General features: G+C 62.3%; 5 protein-coding genes and 2 pseudogenes. 6 read left to right on the top strand and 1 reads right to left on the bottom strand.

The window, feature by feature from the left end; translation table 11 throughout:
- The first annotated feature begins 372 nt into the window (after positions 1–372).
- Together NZH93_RS26735 and NZH93_RS51295 are read left to right on the top strand one after the other, a co-directional pair.
- Complete coding sequence (locus tag NZH93_RS26735; RefSeq protein WP_259625956.1) at positions 373–2,454, top strand: NACHT domain-containing protein; 2,082 nt, start codon at positions 373–375, stop codon at positions 2,452–2,454.
- Between the two features lie 510 nt (positions 2,455–2,964).
- Positions 2,965–3,258, top strand: a pseudogene (locus NZH93_RS51295) (transposase family protein); the annotation flags it as partial.
- On the opposite strand, the gene NZH93_RS26730 reads toward NZH93_RS51295, so the two are convergent.
- Positions 3,166–3,516 (bottom strand): hypothetical protein, encoded by a 351-nt coding sequence (locus NZH93_RS26730; RefSeq protein WP_259625965.1) that lies wholly within the window; start codon positions 3,514–3,516, stop codon positions 3,166–3,168. The pseudogene NZH93_RS51295 and the gene NZH93_RS26730 sit on opposite strands and share 93 nt — an antisense overlap.
- Between NZH93_RS26730 and NZH93_RS26725 the strand changes: the two genes are divergently transcribed.
- From NZH93_RS26725 to NZH93_RS26710, 4 genes and pseudogenes are all read left to right on the top strand, one after another.
- The gene (locus tag NZH93_RS26725) at positions 3,413–4,174 is read left to right on the top strand and encodes an ISAs1 family transposase (RefSeq protein WP_259625955.1); all 762 of its coding nucleotides are present in this window, start codon (positions 3,413–3,415) and stop codon (positions 4,172–4,174) included. The two genes, NZH93_RS26730 and NZH93_RS26725, sit on opposite strands and share 104 nt — an antisense overlap.
- 6 nt (positions 4,175–4,180) lie before the next feature.
- Positions 4,181–4,505 (top strand): annotated as a pseudogene (locus NZH93_RS26720) (transposase family protein); the annotation flags it as partial.
- Positions 4,506–5,495: 990 nt separating this feature from the next.
- Positions 5,496–8,657 (top strand): BTAD domain-containing putative transcriptional regulator, encoded by a 3,162-nt coding sequence (locus NZH93_RS26715; RefSeq protein ID WP_308214241.1) that lies wholly within the window; start codon positions 5,496–5,498, stop codon positions 8,655–8,657.
- 140 nt (positions 8,658–8,797) lie between these two features.
- Positions 8,798–9,058, top strand: a complete 261-nt coding sequence (locus NZH93_RS26710; protein WP_259625953.1) for a hypothetical protein — start codon at positions 8,798–8,800, stop codon at positions 9,056–9,058.
- The last annotated feature ends 151 nt before the right edge of the window (positions 9,059–9,209 follow it).

The raw sequence follows: 9,209 nt of genomic DNA, 5'->3' as shown, positions 1-9,209 counted from the left end.
AAAGCGTCTAGAACTCCATGATCACCGATGCGATCTCACCTGCCACTTCCGCCCCCGCAAAGGCTGCTCACGCAAGCATTGCCTGGTCAACGGCGCGCCGCGCGACTACGCAATCGCCCTGGCCTCCGAGGCGGACATCGTGCTTTTGGGGCCGTTCTTGTAGCACCTGCCGTGAGCACGACCCTGACGGCTCATCGACCGAACCAATCCGGCACATCGCTACAAGACGAGCCGACATGATGAAGGCAAGGCGTGCCGGTCAGTCCGGTCGCGTCGGCGATGTGCAGATGGGCTCGGAGGGCATGGGTGACAAAATCGCGGCGTCGGTCGTGGTGGCAGTGGGCTCTGGCCGCCTCGGCTCTCAGCGTTCTGGTGGTCTTCGGGGACGAAGGACCTCTCGATACGGGCGACAAGATCGCGAGCATCGTGGGCGGTGCGATCGCGTTGCTGTCGCTGCTGCACGCACCGAAAACCGCGGAGATACATGATCAGCGGGTGCGCGACGTCGACGATTCCGTCCTGGACTTCGCGGTGGGAGCCCTGACGGTTCGCGTGGCCAGCCAGTGGGAGGCCGAGGCTGACAGACGCGGCTTGCTGCGTCCTGAGCCATTGCGGATACCGTGGCATTGCGTTGACGGATCTGTAGCGGCCTCGCCGGATACGGTGTTGGGCCGCTTGCCTCGCGCGAAGCGCATCCGCCTGCGACTGGTCGGGGATGTCACCACCCTCGCCGATGTTGTGCGGGCGCTTCCTGCTCGCCAGCTGGTGGTCCTGGGGCCGTCGGCGTCGGGCAAAACTTCCGCGGCCATTCTGCTGCTATTGGATCTGCTGCGCCAGCGGTCATCCACCGAGCCTGTTCCGATTCTGATCCACGCCGCTGAATGGGACCCGGCGACCGCTTCGTTTCGGGAGTGGATGGCGCGGCGATTAATCGCTGATTACCCGCATGCGTTTCCCGGCGGGTGGAAAGGGCCGGCTGTCGCTACCCGGTTGGTCGAACAGGGACTGGTCATGCCGATCATCGACGGGCTCGACCGGATGGGAATGGAAAGGGAGTCCGCCGAGTCCCGTCGTGCTCACCTGTTGGTCGAACTGTCATCCGGGGCAGCGGATCAGCCTTTCGTTCTGGTCAGTCGGACCGCAGAGTATGAGGCCACGGTGCGCAGGACTGGAACGGCACTGGGGCGCGCGCTGGTCCTGCGATTGGCCCCTGTTCCCGCGCGCGAAGTCGCGATCCACCTCACCGCAGGACAGGTCGATAGCGAGCAGCGCTGGGGCTCGGTGATCACGCGGTTGCGCGAGCAGCCGAGCGGGATATTGGCTACGGCACTGTCCTCGCCCTTGATGAGCAGTCTAGCTCGTATCGTCTACACCAGACCCGAACGAGACCCAGGGGAGTTGCTGGACTGGGCCGAGAGCGGCCGACTGCAGACTTGCCTGCTCTCGGAGTATGTCACTGCGACCTACGACGACCACCGAGTGCTAACGGCCGAACCTTTATCGGAAACCTATACCGAGGACCAGGCGCGGCAGTGGCTGTCGGTGCTGGCGGCAGCGCTGACACGCAGCGGCACACGCCGATTCAACCCATGGGCACCGGTGGACGTGGCGCGCTGGCCCAAGGCCGGCAGACAGATCGTCCTCGTGGTGATAATCGTGCTGCTGATCACCATTGGCACCGTGACTCCGCAGCACATCTTAGGCGCCGAAGGTCTGGTTTTCGGGATCGCGGTCGGCCTATGGGGCTTCGTGATGACTTGCTTTACCGCACTCTTGCTGGTGATGCGCCGTCCGTCGGGGCCCGTCGACCCATTCCGCTGGCAAATCACCCCCAGAAGAATACTGGACGGAGCGCTGGAGGGCGCCTTCATAGCGTTATTCATGATTTTCGTATACCCGTTGATGTTGGTTATCTGCGGCAATTCAGGCCTAGTTATGTCGCAAGTATGCGAACTCGTATCCCGATACAGCTTGACGGTGGTTCTCCTCGCCGTGGTGGCGTGTGCCGCAACTGGTGTCCTGGTGGGTTCGGTCGTGCACGGCAACCTGGCCGGGCCGGTGCTGGATTCAACACGGCAGACTCCTGCCTCGGCGTTGCGGCACGATGCTCGTGCCGCGCTTACCCACCTCCCCGCACCAGTTCTGGCCGCTGTAGCCCTGTGCACGGTTATGCGGTCGCCCCAAGCCATACCGATGGTCTTCTCTATTGGGGTAGTGTTCGGCTTCTCCAGGCCCTCGGTGGTTCCCGGCATGGCATGGAGCCGGTGGCAGATTAATCGGATCTTGCTGAAACGACGCTCCGGCTTACCGTGGCACATCCTGAACTTCCTCGAAGACGCCTACCAACGCGATCTCCTTCAGATCGTGGACCTGACCTATCAATTTCAGTATGAAGCGCTGCACGAATACTTCGCCAGCTTTGATATCTGCGCAGCCGAGTCGGAGTCAACCTGATCCGACGAAGTCTCTACCACCGAGCGGCGACATGCGTATATCGTCCAGGGCGGCCCTACTGCGGCTGCCCTTACTGCGCAGTCAACTGCGCTATTTTCGGCACTTGAACGGTGTGCTTGCCGAAAATACCGTCCGTGCTGCTCAGGCGGCTTGGTGGTATTCGTTGAGGATGCCGCCCAGTCGCTGCCGTCGGTGGATGTCGAGGTCGGTGACCTGGGCTTGGTTCGTGGTCGGTTGTGGCAGTGGCCGTAGCGGTCGGGCGTTGGCGATACTTTGGTGGGGCCGGTGGGTGTTGTAGAACTGCTCGTACTCCCGCAGTGCGTGTCGCAGGTGTCGTTGGTTCCAGATCAGCGTGCGATCCAGGGCGATTGCGTAGTCAGACGGCAATGCGCTGAGCTGGGGGTTTGCGGTGGTGAGAGGCCTTTGTGGAGGCGAAAGCGACGGGTGAGATTGCGTCGGTGATCATGGAGTTGCGACGCTTCACGACTCCGTGGAAGACCCCACCCGCCGATGCCATCATCTCTCATCACCGCACTGACCGTCACGACACCCTCCGGCGGCAGCCCACCAGTGCCCGTCACCGATGGTGAGCACGGTGGTCTGCTGGACGCCTTGGCGAAGATCCCGGATCCGCGTGACCCGCGCGGGATCCGTTACCCGTTGTCTGCGCTGCTCATGGTCGCGGTCTGCGCGGTACTGGCCGGGGCGTCGTCATTCGCGGCGATCACCGACTGGATCCACGATCTCGACAGCCATGCCCGTAACCGGCTTGGCTTCGATCGCATCCCCGCCAGCACGACGGTGTGGCGGCTGCTGACCCGCCTCGACGCCGATCTGCTGGCCACCGTCCTCGCCGACTGGCTCACCACCCGCACTCGACAACCACCACCGGCCCACCCACACCGACACCGCCACGTCATCGCCGTGGACGGCAAAACCCTGCGCGGCGCCCGCCTCGATGACGGCCGCCAGGCCCATCTGCTCCGCGCTGGACACCGGCACCGGCATCGTCCTGGCCCAGGTCACCGTGGACGCGAAATCGAACGAGATCCCCGTGTTCACACCGCTTCTCGACGCCGTCCACAAGGTTGTGGGCAGTCTGAAGGGCATCGTGTTCGTCGCCGACGCCCTGCACACCCAAACCGGCCACGCCCAGCAGATTGCTGCCCACGGAGCCCACCTGATAGCCGCGGTCAAGGGCAACCAACCGAGGCTGTTCGCCCAGCTCAAATCCCTGCCCTGGCCTCAGATCCCGGCCGGGGACCGCACCCGCGACCGTGGTCACGGACGCCGCGAGACCCGCACCGTCGAAGCTGTCACCCCGCACACCCCCGGCGGCATCCTGTTCCCGCACGCCGAACAGGCCGTCCGAGTCACCCGCAGTCGCACCACCAACGCGAAGACCAGCCGCGAAACGGTCTACTTCACCGTGTCCCTGCCCATCGGTGATGCCCTGCTGGCCGATCTGCAGGACTGGATCCGCCGCGAATGGCTCATCGAGAACCAGATCCACCACGTCCGCGACGTAACGTTCCGTGAAGACTCACATCAAGCCCGGACAGGCACCGGCCCCGCCGTCATCGCGACCCTGCGCAACACCGCGATCGGCTGGCACCGCACCAACGGCGACACCAACATCGCCCGCGCCCTCCGACGTGCCAACCGCCGACCACACGACCTGATCACCGCCGTCACCAGCACCTATCCCACAACGCAATGACCCTGGTTGCCCGGTAGCGTGCACGACACCGCCGCGGCCCGGATCTGCAACATCCTCGCCGCCCTGCGCGACGCCGGGCTGATCGCCCTGGCCGACAAGGGCTACCACGGTTACGACCCAGCCGACCAGCAGGTGCGGATCCTCTATAACGGCAGCAACAAACCCGAGTCTCAGAAGGCTGCTAACCGCGCCCACGCCAGCCTGCGCGGAACCGGCGAACGGCCAACGCCCAACTCAAAACCTGGCTCATCCTGCGCAAACTACGGTGCTACCGACGCCGCACCTGCACGTGGTCAAAGCCATCCATGTACTCCACAACCACGAGACCACTGCTGCGACTTGCCAATCCGCATTAATGCGGGCCTACTCCTGGATGCGGCGCGCCCATGCGACCGTACTCCGCAGTCACCTGTCAACCTGCTGGCTCAGGATAAGCGGCTCAGTTGGATGAGGTTGAGCCGGGAAATACGTCGAATCGCACCTTGCACCTCTTGTGTGAGACACCTTCGTACGGAATCGTTTGTGGTGCCGCCTCCCAGAGGCGTCATGATCGAACGCACCGCACCGTACTTGTCTGTCTCGATCTCCGTCTCGTCCCGCTGCCCGAGCGTTCGGCAGCGAGCCGAACGTGATCGAGGCAGGAGGACGAGGTGGAGCAGGACGATCAAGAAGCATCACGTGATCGGCCGTCATCGGGTCAGATGGATCGGTTGATCGCCTGGTGCGAACGAGGTAGCCGACAGTGGGAGAGACTGCGCAGGCTCCTACTGGCCGCCGAGGTGGGGTGCGTGCTTACCAGGCACGAAGCCCTCGCCGGAGCGGCGAGGGCCCTCATGGTTATAGGTGACGTGGTCTTTCGGCCTGACCAGCGCTGACCACTATCACTGAGGTGCGGGCCCGTGCCATCCAGGTACGGGCCCGTTCCGTACTAGCCCAGTCTGATGGATCGAGCTGCCGGTGAACAGTCCGCAACTTCACCCATCCGCAGCACGAAACTTCAACCTCGAAGAAGCATAGACAGTGGTCAAGCGGAGTATGGTGGAACTGCTGATGTCATGCATGACGGCACGTAATTCGAGACGGGATCGAGTTGGCCGACCGCGAGATACAGACGTGCGAACGGTGCGGTCGTTCTCTGCCTGTCGGTGACTCGAAGGTCGGCCGACCTCGGCGCTACTGCTCCCCAACGTGTCGATCAGCCGCACGCCGTGATCGTGCTCGCCAGGAGCGTGCCTCCAATACATGCCAGATCGAAGTATCTGGAGTCACCTGCGGCAACCTCGCGACACGCGACTTGACTGTCGGCAAACTCCCTCTGCGAGTGTGCGACGAATGCGCAACAACGACCATCGTCTGGCTGCGATCTAGGGCCGATCCCAAATCACCCTTGTCCTTCCCCGCCGTGGCTCCAAAACCGTCGACTGTCCAGGAAGGCACAGTTCTGCCTGACGAGCCTGCCGATCGGCCGCTACCTGCGATTAGTCCACGCGAGCGCGAAATCGTGGCTCTCTTGGTCGGGGAACAGCTAGAAGCCAAAGAAGTTGCCGAACGCCTGAACATCACCGAGGCAACTGTCCAAGAGCACCTCAACCGTGTCCGAGTCAAGTACGATTTGATCGGCCGCTCCGTGCGCACTCGTAATGATCTTCACGCACGGGCTACGGAAGACGGACTCCTGACGTTTTTGACCGCGAGCAGCGGCAACATGCGTGGCTTGCAGTTCGGCGTCCTCGGTCCACTCCAAGTACTCGCCGACGGTCGTCCACTGGTGCTGGGGCGCAAGGGGATGCGCGGCCTGCTGGCCATGCTGGTGCTGGACGCGAACCGGGTCGTGCCGATCGACGAGATCGTCGACCGCATCTGGGCCGACGACCCGCCCGCCACCGCCCGCACGATCGTGCACGGGTACGTGTCGAAGCTCCGTAAGCTGCTCGAGGAGGCCGACCCGACCGGCTCGGCGGCCATTCTGACCAGCCCGCCCGGCTACCAGCTGTCCGTCGACCCGGTGCGCTTGGACCTGCACCAGGCCCGCCAGCTCATCTCCTCGGCCCGCGGCAAGCCCGCCCTGACGCGAGCCAGGCTGCTGCGCGAGGCGCTTGGCCTGTGGCGCGGCCAGGTGCTAGCCGACGTGCCGGGCAACCCAATCACCACCGACCTCCACGAACTGCGCCTGTCCGCTGTGGAGGAGCGCATCGACGCCGAGCTGGAACTCGGCCGCCACCTCGAACTTATTGGCGAACTCCGACAACTGCTTACTGAGTATCCGTTTCGAGAGCGACTTGTTGAACACATGACGCTTGCGCTGTACCGATCAGGGCAGCGGGCAGATGCCCTGGAAACATATCACCGGTCTCGCCGACGCTTCATAGATGAGTTGGGCATCGAACCTGGCCCCAACCTGCGAGAGCTGCACGAACGGATACTGCGTGACGACCTATCGCTAAGCACGCTGAACGCCTCCGAAAAAGTCCTGCTGCAACACCACTCGACAGCTGTGCCTACTCAACTTCCCGCCGCAGCCAACGAGTTCATTGGGCGTGCTGCCGAACTGGCCTGGCTCGATCGAATATGCGCTCAATGGGAACCGGCAGCAACGGTTATCCTGATCGATGGCGCGCCTGGCATCGGTAAAACCGAGTTGGCGGTGACATGGGGACATCGGCGAGCTGAACTGTTTCCCGGCGGGTTACTATTCGCCGACATGCACGGTTTCGGGCCGAATCACAACTCGGTGGAACCATCGGAGGCACTGACCCGTTTCCTGCTCGCGCTGGGCGTGCCTGCGGATGCTGTCCCGCGTGACCTGAACGACCAAGTTGGCTTGTATCGATCTTTGCTGGCTAAGCGACAGGTATTGGTGGTGCTTGATGACGCGTGGGATCCCGAGCATGTTCGACTCCTCCTGCCACCAAGCGCTGGTTCGGTAGTCTTGGTCACCACTCGCCGAAGACTGGAATCACTAGTGATCAGCGACGGTGCTCGGATGCTCACAGTGGGCACGCTGTCAGATGAGGAGTCAGCGCGTCTAGTGGACGAGTTGGCTGGCGAACCACTGTCCAGAACTGATCCAGCAGCCACTAAGATGCTGGTTGAACTGTGCGGCAGGTTGCCTCTGGCCCTGAAGATCGCAACGATCACGCTTCTCCCTAGTCCTAGATGGACTATGAGGATGGTGATCGCCGCGATGTCCCGGGAGCCCATCCGGATGCGTGTCGTCGGTCTCTACGATACTGGCGATGTCGTGAAGTCCGCGCTCGCGGTGTCATATCGCAGCTTGTCGGCCGAACTGGCCCTCACATTCCGCGCCACAAGCCTGGTTCCTGGCCGCTGGGTAAGCCCACACGCCATCGCCGCTATCTGCGACATCGACCTGGGTACGGCAGCCGGGCGGCTCGCTAACCTTGTGGATGCACATCTCATCGTGGAGCAATGGCGGAATGCGTTCATGCTCCACGACCTAGTGCGGGTTTACGCTCGCGAGTTGGTGAGCGAGCACGAACGGAACGAAAGCCTGAGTCGCCTGCTGGACCATTACCTGATTGCGTGCGACCATGCCAGGCGGCTCATCCGGCCAGCGTCGGACGGGCTGAGCTTCAACGCCAGTCTCACCGCAGCGGGCCCTGCTTCGGCGTCACAGGCGTTGTCCTGGTTCGACAAGGAGTGGGCCAACCTCACCGGACTGGTGCATGCAGGTAGCGAAGCAGGCCTGCACGAACAGACGTGGCAACTTGTGAGGCTCGTACATACTTACTGCTTGATTAGGCTCATCGATCACGAATGGCACACCGTTGCGGAGACGGGACTTACCTCCGCGCGTGCGATCGGCGACCGACGTGGCGAATTGTTGGTGCTGCATGCCACTCAGGACATCGATAATCGCGCGGGGACCGTACTCGGCGCATTAGATCGCGCCGAATACACGCATCGCATCGCCGTCGAGTTGAAAGAACCGCGCTATCTGGTGATGACACTGGACAAGCTAGCGCTTGCACTGCGACAGGAGGGGCGCACAGCCGAAGCCCTGGCACATCAACGAGAAGCCTTCGACATCGTCCACCGTGAAGGTGACACGATCAACGAGGCCACTGTGCTGAACAATCTTGCCCAGACTGAGCAGAACTTGGGAAATTTTGATTTTGCAACCCAACATCAATCTCAAGCTGCGGAACTCTACAAATACAATGATGATAAGCGTGCTTATGCGAACGCAATGAATAACTTGGCCGAGCTGTACGCCGAACAAGGCTTATTCTCTCAGGCAGAGATCCATTCACGGCACGGAGTGGAACTTGCCCAGAGGGGGTCCATGCAGTTCGAAGAGGCCTTCGGCCGCCAAGTGCTTGGCAAAGTTCTTGCCAAGCAGGGAAAACACACTGAGGCGCAAACCGAACTCATGGAATCTCTCATGCTGTTCGAACGCCTTGGCTCACCACGCGCAATGCTGGTCCGAACAGCCCTGGAACACCTGAGTATTGTTCATTGAAATCCGCGTCAGCTCAGCGATGTGGCCCTATGCCTGCCGAAAACGTCATCCATGCAGGTGACTGAGGGGTCTACAGAGACCCATGCGCGGATACAGTCGTGATCATGCCGCTGCGGATGCGCGCGGCATGATGATCAGCCATGCTGCCTCGGCTGGCCTACCTCGGCATGACCAACGCGTTCGCACTACGCCTGCACCCCATGCGCGATCGGGACAAGGACGTGGAGATCCTGGTGCTGCGACACCAGATCACCATCCTGGAACGGCAACTGGGCAACACTCAACTACGGTTCTCCCCCGCCGATCGGGCGTTCCTCGCAAGCTGCTCGCACCCTCGCGTGGGCGACTCATCACGGCACAAGACGTTGCTGCCTACTTCCCGTCGACCTGACGGAAAGTAGCGTTGCCACAATGACATCTGCGGGCCGAAGTGCGACCTGCTCGCTGCCGTGGGACCAGCACGTTTCAGGAAGTGGAACGGACTACGGGATCCTACTTGCATGAGTGAACCAAGAGACCGGCCTACGCCCCCGGCCGTAACGACCTGCCTAA

The sequence above is a fragment of the Umezawaea endophytica genome (assembly GCF_025061645.1).
Classification (GTDB): domain Bacteria; phylum Actinomycetota; class Actinomycetes; order Mycobacteriales; family Pseudonocardiaceae; genus Umezawaea; species Umezawaea endophytica.
Note: the sequence above shows the minus strand (reverse complement) of the source record. Positions and strands in the feature narration are given on the sequence as shown.